Consider the following 14907-nt stretch of genomic DNA (forward strand, 5'->3'; position numbering starts at 1 on the left):
GGCTAATCGAATATCTACCATTACCTCTTCTGAAGGATCTACACTTCTTTCTACCATTGAAGTTTTGTGACTCCATTCCTGCTTTACTTGCATAAAAGTCTTCACAAATTCATCATCGTACTCTTTGCGTAGCCAACCTTTTCGTTTAAAAAACATATGCAAGTACCTCGTTATACTTCTCTTCTACCTTCTAGGGCTTTAGATAATGTTACTTCGTCCGCGTACTCAAGGTCTCCTCCGACGGGTAACCCATGAGCAATTCTAGTAATTTTAATTCCTGTCGGCTTTAAGAGCCTAGAGATATACATAGCCGTAGCTTCGCCCTCTATATTCGGGTTAGTAGCTAAAATCACTTCTTGAATCTCATCATCTTGAAGTCTTTTTAATAACTCTGGTACTTTGATATCTTCAGGCCCTATTCCTTCCATAGGTGAAATTGCGCCATGCAGGACATGATACAAGCCGTTATATTCTTTCATTTTCTCCATTGCAATGACATCTTTAGGGTCTTGCACGACACACACCACACTGCGCTCTCTACGCTGATCTTGACAAATGTAGCAAGGATCTTGATCTGTGATATGCCCACAAACTGAACAATAGGTTAAATTTCGCTTCGCATTAACTAATGCTTTTGCAAAATCTAATACCGTATCTTCTTTCATAGATAAAACAAAGAACGCTAAGCGAACAGCTGTTTTTGGACCAATGCCGGGTAACTTCATAAAACTATCTATAAGCTTTGATATTGGTTCTGGATAATGCACGTGGCAACCACCTTATTAAAGTCCTGGAATATTTAAACCTTTTGTAAATTGACCCATTGTGTTATTTGTTAAATCGTCCATTTGTTTTAATGCGTCATTTGTTGCTGCTAGTACTAAATCTTGTAGCATTTCAATATCTTCAGGATCTACTACATCCTCTTTAATATTTACATCAATTACTTGTTTCTGACCGTTAACCACAACTGTTACCATTCCACCGCCAGCTGTACCTTCAACAGTTTTTTCAGCTAACTCTTCCTGCGCTTTTTGCATATCTTTTTGCATTTTTTGCATTTGTTTCATCATTTTTTGCATATTGCCCATGCCTTTCATCATATGAACATTCCTCCTAAATTTACTCTTGAATTTCGATTAAGTCTTCTCCAAATAGCTTTTTCGCTTCTGCAACCACGGGGTCTTCCTCCTGTGGTTGACCTGATGACCCATCACTTTGCTGTCCTTGAAGAAACTCTTCTCTTACTTTATCCCATTCACTTTCTGGAATTGCAACCATTTCACGCTTGCTGCCAATTAAAGTATATAAGATATTCTCTAAATTATCACGTACATTGTTGTTATTTTCAGAAGCCATTTTGCAATGAATTTCATATTTGAATTTAAGTATAAATGATTGATCTGAAGACGCAACCGGTTCACTGTTAGATAACAACGCTGCATGTGAAGCTTTATTTTGTTGTTTCAATGTGTCTAATACCTGCGCCCAAGATCGCTTAATGGTTTCTAAATTCTGCCGAGTGGCATTTTTTAAAACTTCATTTACCTTTCCAACAGGCGTTTTGTACTGACTTCTTGACTGTCTTGTCTGTTTTTTCTCTGTTTGCGCTGCCTGAGCTGTATGATCAACTTGAATGCCTTTTTCTTTTAGCTGCTGCAGTTCTGCTTCCATTTGATTCATTTTTTGCAAAATGTCTTGATATGGAAGAGCACCCTCTTGATTTGTAGAACTTTGAGCTAATTTTACTAAAGCTACTTCAAGTAGCACTCGAGGATGATTGCTCCATTTCATCTCTTGCTGAGTTTGGTTCAATTCAGCAATGACTTTATAAATAAAGGCACTATCCATTTTTGAACTAAGTTCTTTAAACTCTTCGTTAACCGCTGCTTTTTCAAGTAAATATGCATTTTCTTCTGAAGCTTGATAAAGCAGAACATCACGATAATAGAAGATGAGGTCCTCTACAAACCTCGCTGGATCTTTTCCGTTTTTGATCAAACTTTCAACAGAGTCTAGCGCTTCTACAATGTTTTCGTTAAAGATAGCTTGGACGATCTTAACAATAAAAGACTGTGATACTGCTCCTGTTATGGATAGAACATCCTCTAAGCTCACCTTCTCCGTACTATACGAGATGGCTTGGTCTAAAAGACTAAGTGCATCACGCATGCCGCCTTCTGAAGCTTTCGCAATTTCGTAAAGAGCATCCTCGCTTACTTCTAGCTCTTCAGAACCTAATACTTCCTTCATTCGATATACGATATCTTCTGGCGAAATGCGTTTGAAATCAAAGCGCTGACATCTGGAGATAATCGTTAATGGAATTTTATGCGGCTCTGTTGTAGCTAAAATAAAGATGACATGTGCAGGAGGTTCTTCTAACGTTTTTAACAAAGCGTTAAAAGCTCCAATTGAAAGCATATGAACTTCATCAATAATGTACACTTTGTATCGAACAGCACTAGGTGCATATTTTACTTTATCACGGATATCTCGAATTTCATCGACTCCATTATTAGAGGCTGCATCAATTTCAATTACATCAGAAATGGAACCATCCGTAATTCCCCGACAAGTTGCACATTCATTACAAGGTTCAGCAATGGGTGCTTTTTCACAGTTAACGGCTTTCGCTAAAATTTTAGCAGCTGTTGTCTTCCCTGTCCCTCGAGGCCCAGAAAATAAATACGCATGCGAAAATTTTTCTTGGACAAGGGCATTTTGAAGTGTTTTGATAATATGTTGTTGACCGACTACGTCGTTAAAGCTTTGAGGACGGTATACACGGTACAGAGCCTGATATGCCACTACATCCTCTCCTTTTAATATAATTCATTAGTTCTCATTATAGCGTATTATAAGGTTTTTTTTCAAAATAGTAAGAGATAAAATAAAAAGCCTACTCTCACAGAGTAGACTAAACTTATGTATATAACTGCCGTGCACCTTCCGTCGATTAGCCACCCCAGGCGTTACTTAAGCAGTTAGCTCGGTTCAGGCGACCCCATGGCACATGAGAGGTTCTGCTTACTGCTGCTTCCTTCCGGACCTGACAGGGTTCACAGATTCCCATTGCATAGGACCCAAACGTCAACACCACTTACTTAAGGCAGGCCCTAAGATGAGCTAACCTCAAGAAGGAATTCGGCCTCGCTAGAGCGGATTGCGAGTACAGGGCACCGCTACCTCCCCGCTTAGCACGGCAAAGTTGAAACCAATAGTTTGGGCATCAAGTTGATGCATTTACAAGTATACGTCTTTTCATTCAAAAATGCAACCGCTATAGAAAACTTACTTTTTTAGCGCTATTTTCCAGCCTTTTTTCGTTGACGTAACTCACGAAAAAAAGTCGTTAAGAGGCTCCCGCATTCTTCTTCTAGCATACCTCCTACTACTTCTGCTTGATGATTAAACTTTTCAAACTCTAATAAATTTAACAATGTTCCAGCGCAGCCACCTTTAGGATCATAAGCGCCAAACACAACTCTTTTCACTCTTGATAATACAATAGCACCTGCACACATCGGACATGGTTCTAAGGTGACATATAACGTAGCGTCTTCCAACCTCCATGTTCCTAGTTTCTTACATGCTTCATCAATGGCTAAAAGTTCCGCATGAGCAACTGATCGCTGTTCTGTTTCTCGTAAGTTATAAGCTGCAGCAATCACCTCATCATTTTGAACAATAACTGCTCCAATAGGAACCTCTAATTTATCTTTAGCTTTTAATGCTTCATCAATTGCCAACCTCATATACTTTTCATCATTTAACACTTTTTATCCAACCTTACATATTATATTTTTTCTGAGTCAAACTATTTACTATGTACATCAGGAAAAGGAGAGACCTTGTGTGAAGAATGCTAAAACTGCTTTAATTATTATTGATATGCTAAACGATTTTCAATTCAAAAACGGCAAAGTACTTGCTGAAAAATCTTTAATAATCGCTCAAAATATTGCCGAATTAAAACAATATGCCTCGTCTCAACATATCCCTATTATTTACGTCAATGACCACTATAAGCTATGGCAAGCAAACTTAGAAACCATTTTAACACACTGCACAAATGAGGTAAGTTCACCCATTCTACATCACATTTCACCACAAAACGCTGATTACTTTTTAATTAAACCAAAGCATTCTATTTTCTATGGAACAGCTTTAAATATTTTGCTATCACAGCTCGATGTGCATACACTTATTTTAACAGGAATTGCGGGAAATATATGCGTGCTTTTTTCAGCCAACGATGCTTATATGCGTGAGTATAATTTAATTGTGCCTGAAGATTGTATTGCTTCAAACGCAGATGAAGACAATACCTTTGCTTTAAGAATGATGCATAACGTATTAAATGCTCGTATTTGCAAACATACTGAGTTGATGAATTAAGTAAAAAGCCTTCTCATATGATGGAAGTAAGTCATATGAAATGGAGGCTTTTTATTATGCAAATTTACACTGTTAAAGCAGGTGACAGTATATATAGTATTGCAAAACAGTTCCAGATTGACGCAGGAAAGATTATAAGAGCAAATGAATTACCTAATCCAAATCAACTCGTCATCGGGCAATCTATGGTTATTCCCATCAACGGTACTTACTACACAGTAAAAGCTGGGGACACTATATGGAAAATAGGACGAAAATTAGGCGTTAGCTATCAGGCTATTGCCAATGCGAACAATGTTTCAGTTACAGCACCCTTAACACCTGGCCGCCGCATCTTAATTCCCCCTTCCCCAAACAAAAGAAACGGTGAGTTTTTAGGGTATGTTGAAACAAGCAATCGAAAAATCACCCCTCAAACAGAGAAAATGATTAATCAAAATGCAAAATACCTTACTTATCTCGGACCAGCGAACTTCGAAGTGCAAAAAGACGGTTCTCTAAAGGCACCTCCACTTAACAATTTAGGTTCTATTGCTAAAGAAAATGACGTCATCTTCTTAATGGTATTGGCTAATATTGAAAACGGTGCATTCAGTGATGAAGTCGGCCGAGCAATTTTAACTAATAAAGACGTTCAAGATACGCTCTTAAATAATATTGTAAAAACAGCGAAAGAACAAAATTTCAGAGACATTCACTTTGACTTCGAATTTTTGCGTCCAGCAGATAAAGAAGCCTATATTGCATTCTTACAGAAAGCAAAAAAGCGTCTTCAAGATGAGCAACTTCTCATGTCTGTGGCTTTAGCTCCGAAGACAAGTCGAGATCAAAAAGGCAAATGGTATGAAGCACATGATTATAAAGCCATTGGAGAGATTGCTAACTTCGTTGTTCCAATGACATATGAATGGGGATATAGCGGTGGGCCTCCTATGGCCGTCTCTCCTATTGGTCCCGTACGTGATGTTTTAGAATATGCAGTATCTGAAATACCTAGTTCAAAAATTATCATGGGCCAAAACCTATACGGTTACGATTGGACACTGCCTTACAAACCAGGAGGAGAATATGCCAAAGCCATTAGTCCTCAACGAGCTATTGAGTTGGCAGCTCGTTATAAAGTAGCTATTCAATACGACAATAAAGCACAAGCTCCTTTCTTCCGGTATAAAGATGAACAGCAGCGCACTCACGAAGTATGGTTTGAAGACGCTAGATCTATTCAGGCCAAGTTTGATTTAATCAAAGAATTAAACCTTAGAGGAATGGCCTACTGGAAACTAGGCTTAGATTTCCCGCAAAACTGGCTCTTGATTGAAGACAACTTCAAAATTACAAAAAGAGTGACACAGCCATAAATAGGGAAAGCTTACTGTTAACAGTAGGCTTTTTGTTATTCTTCTTACTGAAAGAAATTTCTTTTCCCCTTATTCTCCTTCTCTATGTTAAAATATTTTTTGTCTGTTTTTTTTGAACGAGTGGTCATGAAGGAGGCAAATGAATGCAAGGCACACCTTTTATTTCAGTAGAAGGACCCATCGGTGTCGGAAAAACCTCTCTAGCTAAAGAGATTGCACAAGCATTTCAGTTCGAAATTTTAAAAGAAATCGTAGATGAAAATCCATTTCTCGGGAAATTTTATGAGAATATCGACGAGTGGAGTTTTCAAACCGAAATGTTTTTTCTATGTAATCGATATAAGCAGTTAGAGGATATTCAAAAAGGGTTCTTATCTTATAAAAAACCTGTTGTAGCAGATTATCATATTATGAAAAACATGATTTTCGCTGAGCAAACGTTAAAAGATGAACAGTATAAAAAATATGTACAAATCTTCCACATCTTAACGGCTGATATGCCGGCTCCGAACATTATTATTTATTTAAATGCCAGTTTAGATACCTTGCTAAAGCGTATTAAAATGCGTGGAAGAGAAATTGAACGAAACATCGATCCTCACTACCTTGCGAGACTAAGTGATGATTATGAAAAAGCTATGACGGCATTTGAACAAAAGAACCCTGACGTAACCATTTTACGTTATAACGGTGATGAAATAGATTTTGTACAAAATAAACAACACTTAAATAGAATCTTATCAGAGGTTCAAGAGAGTATGTTGAAAAGGAGTATATAATGGTAAACTTACGATCGAAATACAACATTCCTAATGATGCTGTGTTGACGATAGCGGGTACAGTTGGAGTTGGGAAATCTACGATGACTCAATCATTGGCTGATGCTCTCCAATTTCGCACATCGTTTGAAAAAGTAGATTCCAACCCTTACCTGGACAAATTTTATGGGGATTTTGAACGCTGGAGCTTTCACCTACAGGTATATTTTTTAGCGGAACGCTTTAAAGAACAAAAGAAGATTTTCGAGTATGGGGGCGGCTTTATCCAAGACAGATCCATTTACGAAGATACCGGTATCTTTGCTAAGATGCATTTTGAAAAGGGAACAATGTCTAAAGTAGACTATGAGACATATACAAGCTTGTTCGATGCAATGGTTATGACTCCATACTTCCCTCATCCAGATCTGCTCATTTATTTGGAAGGCAGCTTCGAAGATATTGTAGATCGCATTCAAGAAAGAGGGCGACCAATGGAACAACAAACGCCTCTTGATTATTGGAAAGAGATGCACGCCCGATATGAAGAATGGATTAATAACTTTACGGCTTGTCCTATTCTCCGTTTAGATATTAGAGAATACGACCTTCTCAAGGATCCTGATTCAATTGAATCAATTGTTGAAAAAGTGGCTCGCTTTTTACAACATAATGAAAAGCTAAAACGTCGTCAGCTATAAAAAAATGCCGCTTTAATAAATAAAGCGGCATTTTCAACAAATAAAAAACCGTTACTTATAAGTAACGGTTTTCCAATCTCCAATTTATCGCGCTATGTTAATTGCATTATAAGTCAAATATGGCGGAGGAAGAGGGATTCGAACCCCCGCGGGCTTTAACACCCCTGTCGGTTTTCAAGACCGATCCCTTCAGCCGGACTTGGGTATTCCTCCGTATCGACAAGTATTAATTTATCATATAAAAATAATGAAGTCAACTCTTTTATTAATTTTTTTAAAAAAGATGTTCATTAAAAATTAATTTAATGAACATCTTCTACTTTTATTTAGAAATAACTTCTTTATTTCCCATATATGGACGCAGCACTTCTGGAATTTGAATTGATCCATCTTCCTGCTGGTAGTTTTCTAAAATTGCAGCTACCGTACGGCCAATTGCTAAGCCAGAACCATTTAGTGTATGAACATGTTCTGGTTTTGCTTTTGTATCACGGCGGAAGCGAATATTAGCACGGCGAGCTTGAAAGCTTTCAAAGTTTGAACAAGAAGAAATTTCACGATACGTTTCATAACTTGGAATCCAAACTTCAATATCATACTTTTTGGCTGCTGTGAAACCTAAGTCAGCTGTACACATGCTTAGAACTCGGTAAGGTAAACCTAATAGTTGAAGAACCTTTTCAGCATGGCCCGTTAATTTTTCTAATTCATCATAAGAATCTTCTGGCTTAACAAAGCGAACAAGTTCTACTTTATTAAACTGATGCTGACGAATAAGCCCACGTGTATCTCTTCCTGCAGAGCCTGCTTCTGAGCGGAAGCAAGCACTATACGCTGTATAAGCAATTGGAAGCTGATCTCCGCTTAAAATTTCATCACGATGTAAATTTGTAACTGGTACTTCAGCTGTAGGAATTAAGAAATAATCTTCTTCTTTAATTTTAAATGCATCTTCTTCAAATTTAGGAAGCTGCCCTGTTCCTGTCATACTTGTACGATTCACCATATATGGAGGAAGGATTTCTTCATAACCATGCTCATCCATATGTAAATCCATCATAAAGTTAATAAGAGCACGTTCTAATCTTGCACCTAACCCTTTATAAAATACAAAGCGGCTTCCCGTTACTTTCGAAGCTCTTTCAAAATCTAAAATATTTAAATCTGTTCCTAAATCCCAATGCGGTTTTGGTTCAAAATCAAATTGTTTAATTTCTCCCCATTTGCGAACTTCTACGTTATCATCTTCAGTTTCACCTACAGGCGTACTTTCATGTGGAACGTTAGGAATTGAAAGCAGCAATAGCTCTAACTCTTCTTCAACGCTGCGAAGCTCTTCATCCAATTGCTTTACGCGGTCTCCTACTTCACGCATTTCGACGATTAAATGATCAGCATCTTGTTTTTCACGTTTCAATTGTGCAATTTGCTGTGATACTTCATTTCGCTTGCTTTTTAACTCTTCTGTTTGAGCAATTAGCTCACGGCGTTTTGCATCTAACTCTTCAAAGCGACCTAAGTCCGTTAAGTCCTCACCACGAAACTTGAGCTTTTCTTTTACTTCATTAAAATTAGCACGTAAAAATTTTAAATCTAACATACTGAGTACCTCCTTTAGTATAAAAGGGCAAAATAAAAACTCTCATCCCTATGAAAGGGACGAGAGTTTACCCGCGTTGCCACCCTAATTGAAAGCTAAAATAAGCCTTCCTCTTAAACCAGATAACGGATGAACCGAAACTGCCTACTACTTTTTCGACAGCTTGCTCCAGGACGGATTCATAAGAATTGATTATCGATTCACACCAGCCATCGACTCTCTTGAAATCAAAAATCTTATTACTATTTCCTATCAACGCTTTATACCAATATCATTTTTATTAATCATAATGTACTACAAGTCTTTACAAGATGCAATTCATTTATACAGGTTTTTTCGAAGCTTCTTCAACCATTGCTACAAAATACTGAGCCATGCGAGCATCATCTGTTAATTCTGGATGAAACGAACATCCCAAGAATTGACCTTGTCTTGCTGCAACAATTCGGTCGTTATGCATTGCCAAGACTTCAACGTTTTCTCCTACTTCTACAATATGCGGAGCACGGATAAATACGCCTATAAAATCTTCACCAATATCTTTAATATTTAGAGCAGCTTCAAAGCTATCTCGTTGGCGCCCAAATGAATTTCGAGCTACCGTAATATCCATAACACCTAAATGGGGCTCTTCACGGTCAACAACTTGTCCTGCAAGTAAAATTAAACCCGCACACGTACCAAACACCGGTTTACCTGCTTGTGCAAACTGGCGAAGAGGTTCCATAAAGTCATACTTGTCAATCAGACGACGCATCGCTGTGCTTTCGCCGCCCGGTAGGATTAAACCATCTATTTCGTCTAGCTGTTCAACTTTTTTAATGATAATGGCTTCAGCGCCTGCTGCTTCTAATGCTTGTGCATGCTCGCGAAAGGCACCTTGTAATCCTAACACGCCTACTTTTACCATTTTGTCAAAACTCCCTTTAAATTACCATCCACGCTCTTGCATGCGGTTTTCTGGTAATAATGATGAAATTTCAATCCCTTTCATTGCACTTCCTAATCCTTTTGACAAGTTTGCAATGAGTTCATAATCTTGATAATGCGTTGTTGCCTCAACGATTGCTCGAGCAAATTTTTCAGGGTTGTCGGATTTAAAGATTCCTGAACCAACGAACACACCGTCTGCTCCAAGCTGCATCATTAACGCTGCGTCTGCTGGTGTTGCTACACCGCCCGCTGCAAAGTTTACAACCGGTAGGCGACCTTCACGTTTAATTTGCAGTAATAACTCATAAGGCGCGCCTAATAGTTTTGCCTCTGTCATTAACTCATCTTCGTCCATGCCCACAACTTTACGTACTTGAGCGTTTACTTGGCGCATATGACGCACTGCTTCCACGATGTTTCCTGTCCCTGGTTCGCCTTTTGTACGAAGCATTGCAGCTCCTTCAGCAATACGGCGGGATGCTTCACCAAGATCACGACAACCGCACACAAATGGAACCGTAAATGTATTTTTATTTAAATGAAACTCCTCATCAGCTGGAGTCAACACTTCACTTTCATCGATGTAGTCTACACCCATCGCTTCTAGCACGCGTGCTTCAACAATATGGCCAATACGAGCTTTTGCCATAACTGGAATGGACACAGCATTCATCACTTCTTCAACAATTGTTGGGTCTGCCATACGAGACACGCCGCCTGCTGCACGGATATCAGCTGGAACACGCTCTAATGCCATAACGGCAACAGCGCCTGCTGCTTCTGCAATTTTTGCTTGCTCTGCGTTGATCACGTCCATGATAACGCCACCTTTTTGCATTTCCGCCATTCCTCGTTTTACACGATCAGTACCTGTAATGTTATTCATGTTTGTCTTCCTCCTGTATCAAGTGTTTCACAATAATTTTTAGTGTATATACAAAATTCAAAACTTAGTGTCTATTTTACCGTATTTTTCGGAAAATTCCTATCTAATTTATAGATTATATACAAACAAATCTAAAAATAAAAAAAAGAGATACTCCCTTGTAGTATCTCTTCTTTCTCTTGAGTTATCATTAAAACCAGTTATTCACTGTATTTGCAGCATTCATCCAAATATTGCTGAAGAAGTTACCAATACTGCGGATAGCGAGAGAGAACCATCCAGCTTTTTCAACAGATTCGTTTGTCACGACCGGCGTCATGCTATCTGTAGTTTGGCCTCCTACATAGCCTAGATCTTTAAGATTGCTGTTTGTTGCACTTACATAAGCAACTGTTTCTCCTTTTTTAATAGGAGCAACAACTTTTTGATCGTTCATAACTTTATCGTTTAACTTAAAGTTGATTTTAGTATGATCTTTTTGACCTTTTTCGGTAATAATTTTTACCGAATTCTTTGGAGAAACGGAAGCTTCTTTTGATTTTCCTTTAGCAACATCAATTGTTTCATGCCCTTTAATCTCGCCGTTAGCAGGCACTACTTCTTTTAACTGAAAATGACTAAAAGCATAATCCAATATCTTTTTCGTTTGAGAAAAACGAGCAGCTTCTGTAGACTTGCCGTTTTCCTTGGCATTCATTACAACTGTTATGTATCTTACCCCGTTACGCTCTGCAGTTCCAGTGAAACATTGACCTGCAAAATCTGTATGACCAGTTTTTAAGCCGTCTACGCCGCTGTATGCAGCTGAAAAACCAGGGAGCATCTTATTCCAATTGTTCATTTTTGTTTCGCCTTGTTGCCCTTGTCTAAACATCTTGGAAGGAGTTTTGGCTACTTCCAAAGATTCTGGATAATCATGAATCAAGTGATAAGCAAGAGTAGCAACTGCCCGAGCAGATAGGAGGTTCTCATCTTCTTCCTTTGTTCCTTTTGGATACATCCCTTTTAACAAGGAATTAGAAAGACCTGTAGAATTGACAAATTTTGATTCACCCATATTTAATTTTTTTGCTGTTTCATTCATTAACTTAATGAAACCTTCTTCAGAACCACTGACAGCTTCAGCTAAAGCAATGGCTGCTCCATTAGCTGAATAAATAGCCATGGCATCATATAATTCTTTTACCGTATATTTTTGGTTTTCGATTAATGGTACATTTGATAATCCATAATCCTGAGAAATTTTAGCTGCATATTTACTAACTGGCACACGTTGATCCCAAGATAATTTCTTATCTTTTATGGATTCTAATACTAGGTATTCCGTCATCATTTTTGTCATGCTTGCAATACCTAATAAAGCATCCGTATTTTTCCCGTATAGCACTTTCCCCGTACTTGCCTCTACTAAAATGGCTGCGTCTGCTTCAACGCCAATATCATCTGTTTTAGAAGCAGCTGATGCTTGTGTAGAGACAAAAAATACGCTGGCCATTAACATAACAGCAATGACACAAATTAATTGTTTCTGTACTGCGTTTCTCACTCTATACCCTCCAAACGTAAACTCACATAAATGTAATTTTATCATACTAAAATTTAAAAAAATAGATAAAGAAGTACTGTTACATTCATGATTAATGACATAAAAAACACGTTTCCCTATTAAGGAAACGTGTTTTTTACACATTCATGATTATCTCATAGAATAGTTAGGAGATTCTTTTGTAATTTGTACATCATGTGGGTGACTTTCTCTTAAGCCTGCTCCAGTCATACGGATGAATTGTGCCTGTTCACGTAACGCTTCTAAGTTAGCTGAACCACAGTAACCCATTCCTGCGCGTAAACCACCAATCATTTGATATAAAGTATCTGCTACAGGTCCTTTGTAAGGCAAACGGCCTTCGATACCTTCTGGAACTAATTTTTTATTATCTTCTTGGAAGTATCGATCTTTACTTCCTTTTTCCATAGCTCCCACAGAGCCCATTCCACGATACACTTTAAAGCGTCTTCCTTGGTAGATTTCTGTTTCGCCAGGGCTTTCTGTCGTTCCTGCTAGAAGGCTTCCTAGCATTACTGTATGTCCACCAGCTGCAAGTGCTTTTACGATATCTCCAGAGTACTTAATACCGCCATCTGCAATAATAGCTACTCCGTGCTTACGAGCTTCAGTTGCACAGTCATATACTGCCGTAATTTGTGGAACGCCTACACCAGCGACAACACGAGTTGTACAAATTGAACCAGGTCCAATTCCTACTTTTACTACGTTTGCTCCGGCTTCAATTAATGCTTTTGTACCTTCAGCCGTTGCTACGTTACCAGCAATAATATTTAATTCTGGATATGCCTCGCGAATGCTGCGCACTGTATCTAAAACGCCTTGTGAATGTCCATGCGCTGTATCAATAACGATAACATCAACGCCAGCTTGTACTAATTTTTCGATACGAACATTTGAATCAGCTGTTACGCCAACAGCTGCTCCAACTAATAATCGACCTTGTTGATCTTTAGCTGCATTTGGAAACTCAATTACTTTTTCAATGTCTTTAATTGTGATAAGGCCTTTTAATACGCCATTGTCATCTACAAGAGGTAACTTTTCAATTTTGTATTGCTGTAGAATTTTCTCTGCTTCTTCTAAAGTCGTTCCTACTGGAGCAGTAACTAATTCTTCTTTTGTCATTACGTCAGCAATTTGCATTGAATAATCTTGGATGAAACGCAAGTCACGGTTTGTAAGGATTCCAACTAGTTTTTGTTCTTCTTCGTTGTTGACAATCGGCACACCTGAGATACGATATTTGCCCATTAAGTGTTCAGCAGCAAATACTTGGTTTTCAGGAGTTAAAAAGAAAGGATCCGTGATAACACCACTTTCAGAACGTTTTACTTTATCAACTTGTTCTGCTTGCTGTTCAATCGACATGTTTTTGTGAATGATACCCAAACCACCTTGTCTAGCCATCGCAATAGCCATTTCAGCTTCTGTAACTGTATCCATTCCTGCACTGATGAACGGCACCTTTAATTTTAATGTTTTTGTTAGTTCAACACTCATATCAACGTCTTTAGGTAGTACCTCAGATTTTGCTGGCACCAGTAAAACGTCATCAAATGTTAAGCCTTCTTTAGAAAATTTGCTTTCCCACATTATAGAATCCTCCTTTAAACGACAGAATATTATTAGTAGATTAACAAGCAGATATGTACCTGTCAATAACTTCACTAGATATCAGATAATTCTAATAAAAAGAAAAGGTGATTTAGTTGCATAAATTTAATGATGTTTGGACGTCCTACAATTTATTTTTCTCCGTTCCTTTTGTACAAGACTTTTTAAAAAAGCGCTATCAAAAATTGAATTATAGCGATGCAGAGCAACATAGTTTTAAAAACAGTTACCCATTTATTTATTATTTGGAACACAGTAAAAATTATTATCAAGTTGCGGCACAATCTCCTGTATCAGTTCAACCCGTTTTATTATTTTATGGAATGTCACAGCTGTTAAAAGCTTGTTTGTTAACACAAAACCCCGTATATCCCGAAAATACGGCGGTGTTAGCACATGGAGTATCAACACGAAAAAGAAAAAAACAAAGTTATGATTTTTTAGATGATGAAGTTAAGATTCAAAAAAGTGGTTTATTTTCACAAGTAGGAGAAGAATTGTTTCATGTGAAACAACTAGAAGGTAGTAAATATACAATGAATTATCTGTTGTCTTGTGTACCTGAATTAGATACATTATTTTTAAACTTGGGCACGAGGCCATCTTCCCATTTAACAACTATTGGATCGCTTCCAGCTACCTCTTTGCCTATTCCTGAACAAGTTACACGGTGTTATCATATGAATCACGAAAGACTCTATTCTTTTTTAAAAGAGCGTTCCCATCTATCATTGTCTTTGTCAGAAGATCAGGTATGTATTCTTGACCCTTCAAGCTGTTTATATAATTGTTCACCTTTTATGTACAATTTCCAAGCTAACACGTTGCATGCACCGTTGGAAAAAGATAGCTGCTTATATTTCCCTGAGATGTTGGCACATTACTTATTACTTTATAATTTAAGTATGATTTCACGTTATGAAACAGAGTGGTGGTATGAATTATTGCATACATACTCTTCGAAAGATTATCCATTTATCTTGAGGTTCCTTGAGGTTACAGCTCAAAAGATTCCTTACTTAATTTCTTGTTACTTAAATGAACACACAAAAAAAGACTAGCTAAAATAGCTAGTCTTTTTTCAAG

Annotated in this window: 15 protein-coding genes, 1 tRNA gene, 1 other RNA gene and 1 other annotated feature (1 of these 18 only partly in view); of the genes, 5 read left to right on the forward strand and 12 right to left on the reverse strand. The window is 37.8% G+C overall.

Annotated elements, in window-relative coordinates; translation table 11 throughout:
• The 6 genes from ACWATA_RS24310 to tadA form a co-directional block, all read right to left on the reverse strand.
• A protein-coding gene (locus ACWATA_RS24310; protein WP_013054840.1) for a YaaL family protein crosses the window boundary here: on the reverse strand, positions 1–156 show its 5' portion. It extends 69 nt beyond the left edge of the window; only the first 156 of its 225 coding nucleotides appear in the window; its start codon is at positions 154–156; its stop codon lies beyond the left edge, outside the window.
• Between the two features lie 14 nt (positions 157–170).
• Positions 171–767, reverse strand: a complete 597-nt coding sequence (recR, locus tag ACWATA_RS24315; protein ID WP_014461944.1) for a recombination mediator RecR — start codon at positions 765–767, stop codon at positions 171–173.
• A 15-nt stretch (positions 768–782) separates the two neighbouring features.
• On the reverse strand, positions 783–1103 hold the full coding sequence (locus ACWATA_RS24320) for a YbaB/EbfC family nucleoid-associated protein (protein WP_013081327.1): 321 nt from the start codon (positions 1101–1103) through the stop codon (positions 783–785).
• Between the two features lie 19 nt (positions 1104–1122).
• On the reverse strand, positions 1123–2811 hold the full coding sequence (dnaX, locus tag ACWATA_RS24325; RefSeq protein ID WP_028412704.1) for a DNA polymerase III subunit gamma/tau: 1689 nt from the start codon (positions 2809–2811) through the stop codon (positions 1123–1125).
• Positions 2812–2941: 130 nt separating this feature from the next.
• Positions 2942–3206, reverse strand: an RNA gene (ffs, locus tag ACWATA_RS24330) — signal recognition particle sRNA large type.
• Between the two features lie 102 nt (positions 3207–3308).
• Positions 3309–3779 (reverse strand): tRNA adenosine(34) deaminase TadA, encoded by a 471-nt coding sequence (gene tadA / locus ACWATA_RS24335; protein WP_028412705.1) that lies wholly within the window; start codon positions 3777–3779, stop codon positions 3309–3311.
• Positions 3780–3858: 79 nt separating this feature from the next.
• On the opposite strand from tadA, the gene ACWATA_RS24340 reads away from it, so the two are divergent.
• The 4 genes from ACWATA_RS24340 (at position 3859) to ACWATA_RS24355 (ending at position 7218) form a co-directional block, all read left to right on the forward strand.
• The gene (locus tag ACWATA_RS24340; RefSeq protein ID WP_033580900.1) at positions 3859–4401 is read left to right on the forward strand and encodes a cysteine hydrolase family protein; all 543 of its coding nucleotides are present in this window, start codon (positions 3859–3861) and stop codon (positions 4399–4401) included.
• Between the two features lie 56 nt (positions 4402–4457).
• The gene (locus ACWATA_RS24345; protein ID WP_473050205.1) at positions 4458–5759 is read left to right on the forward strand and encodes a LysM peptidoglycan-binding domain-containing protein; all 1302 of its coding nucleotides are present in this window, start codon (positions 4458–4460) and stop codon (positions 5757–5759) included.
• Positions 5760–5902: 143 nt separating this feature from the next.
• A complete protein-coding gene (locus ACWATA_RS24350) occupies positions 5903–6538 on the forward strand; it encodes a deoxynucleoside kinase (protein WP_028412707.1) in 636 nt (211 codons plus the stop codon).
• Positions 6538–7218 (forward strand): deoxynucleoside kinase, encoded by a 681-nt coding sequence (locus tag ACWATA_RS24355; protein WP_028412708.1) that lies wholly within the window; start codon positions 6538–6540, stop codon positions 7216–7218. The genes ACWATA_RS24350 and ACWATA_RS24355 overlap by 1 nt, the downstream gene beginning before the upstream one ends.
• Before the next feature lie 120 nt (positions 7219–7338).
• On the opposite strand, the gene ACWATA_RS24360 is transcribed toward ACWATA_RS24355, so the two are convergent.
• The 6 genes from ACWATA_RS24360 to guaB all read right to left on the reverse strand — a co-directional run bounded on the left by ACWATA_RS24360 (position 7339) and on the right by guaB (position 13800).
• A tRNA-Ser gene (locus tag ACWATA_RS24360) sits at positions 7339–7431 on the reverse strand.
• A gap of 109 nt (positions 7432–7540) precedes the next feature.
• Positions 7541–8818: a serine--tRNA ligase gene (gene serS / locus ACWATA_RS24365; protein WP_028412709.1), complete on the reverse strand. Its 1278-nt coding sequence runs from the start codon at positions 8816–8818 to the stop codon at positions 7541–7543.
• Positions 8819–8870: 52 nt separating this feature from the next.
• Positions 8871–9083 (reverse strand) — a binding site (T-box leader).
• 57 nt (positions 9084–9140) lie between these two features.
• Positions 9141–9728, reverse strand: a complete 588-nt coding sequence (gene pdxT / locus ACWATA_RS24370; RefSeq protein WP_028412710.1) for a pyridoxal 5'-phosphate synthase glutaminase subunit PdxT — start codon at positions 9726–9728, stop codon at positions 9141–9143.
• 21 nt (positions 9729–9749) lie between these two features.
• Positions 9750–10637, reverse strand: a complete 888-nt coding sequence (pdxS, locus tag ACWATA_RS24375; protein WP_013054829.1) for a pyridoxal 5'-phosphate synthase lyase subunit PdxS — start codon at positions 10635–10637, stop codon at positions 9750–9752.
• Between the two features lie 190 nt (positions 10638–10827).
• Entirely contained in the window at positions 10828–12183 is a 1356-nt protein-coding gene (locus tag ACWATA_RS24380) for a serine hydrolase (protein WP_047749547.1), read from the reverse strand.
• 150 nt (positions 12184–12333) lie between these two features.
• Positions 12334–13800: an IMP dehydrogenase gene (gene guaB, locus ACWATA_RS24385; protein WP_013054827.1), complete on the reverse strand. Its 1467-nt coding sequence runs from the start codon at positions 13798–13800 to the stop codon at positions 12334–12336.
• A gap of 116 nt (positions 13801–13916) precedes the next feature.
• Here guaB and ACWATA_RS24390 point away from each other — a divergent pair, with 116 nt between their 5' ends.
• A complete protein-coding gene (locus tag ACWATA_RS24390) occupies positions 13917–14882 on the forward strand; it encodes a YaaC family protein (protein WP_028412712.1) in 966 nt (321 codons plus the stop codon).
• Positions 14883–14907 lie beyond the last annotated feature (25 nt).

The sequence above is a fragment of the Priestia sp. USM5 genome, from assembly GCF_058323215.1.

What these genes read in the sequence shown, in the direction of transcription:
- ACWATA_RS24320 (WP_013081327.1), bottom strand. Translation starts at nt 1,103, where the DNA reads ATGATGAAAGGCATGGGCAATATGCAAAAAATGATGAAACAAATGCAA.
- ACWATA_RS24345 (WP_473050205.1), top strand. Translation starts at nt 4,458, where the DNA reads ATGCAAATTTACACTGTTAAAGCAGGTGACAGTATATATAGTATTGCA.
- ACWATA_RS24350 (WP_028412707.1), top strand. Translation starts at nt 5,903, where the DNA reads ATGCAAGGCACACCTTTTATTTCAGTAGAAGGACCCATCGGTGTCGGA.
- ACWATA_RS24355 (WP_028412708.1), top strand. Translation starts at nt 6,538, where the DNA reads ATGGTAAACTTACGATCGAAATACAACATTCCTAATGATGCTGTGTTG.
- serS (WP_028412709.1), bottom strand. Translation starts at nt 8,818, where the DNA reads ATGTTAGATTTAAAATTTTTACGTGCTAATTTTAATGAAGTAAAAGAA.
- pdxT (WP_028412710.1), bottom strand. Translation starts at nt 9,728, where the DNA reads ATGGTAAAAGTAGGCGTGTTAGGATTACAAGGTGCCTTTCGCGAGCAT.
- pdxS (WP_013054829.1), bottom strand. Translation starts at nt 10,637, where the DNA reads ATGAATAACATTACAGGTACTGATCGTGTAAAACGAGGAATGGCGGAA.
- guaB (WP_013054827.1), bottom strand. Translation starts at nt 13,800, where the DNA reads ATGTGGGAAAGCAAATTTTCTAAAGAAGGCTTAACATTTGATGACGTT.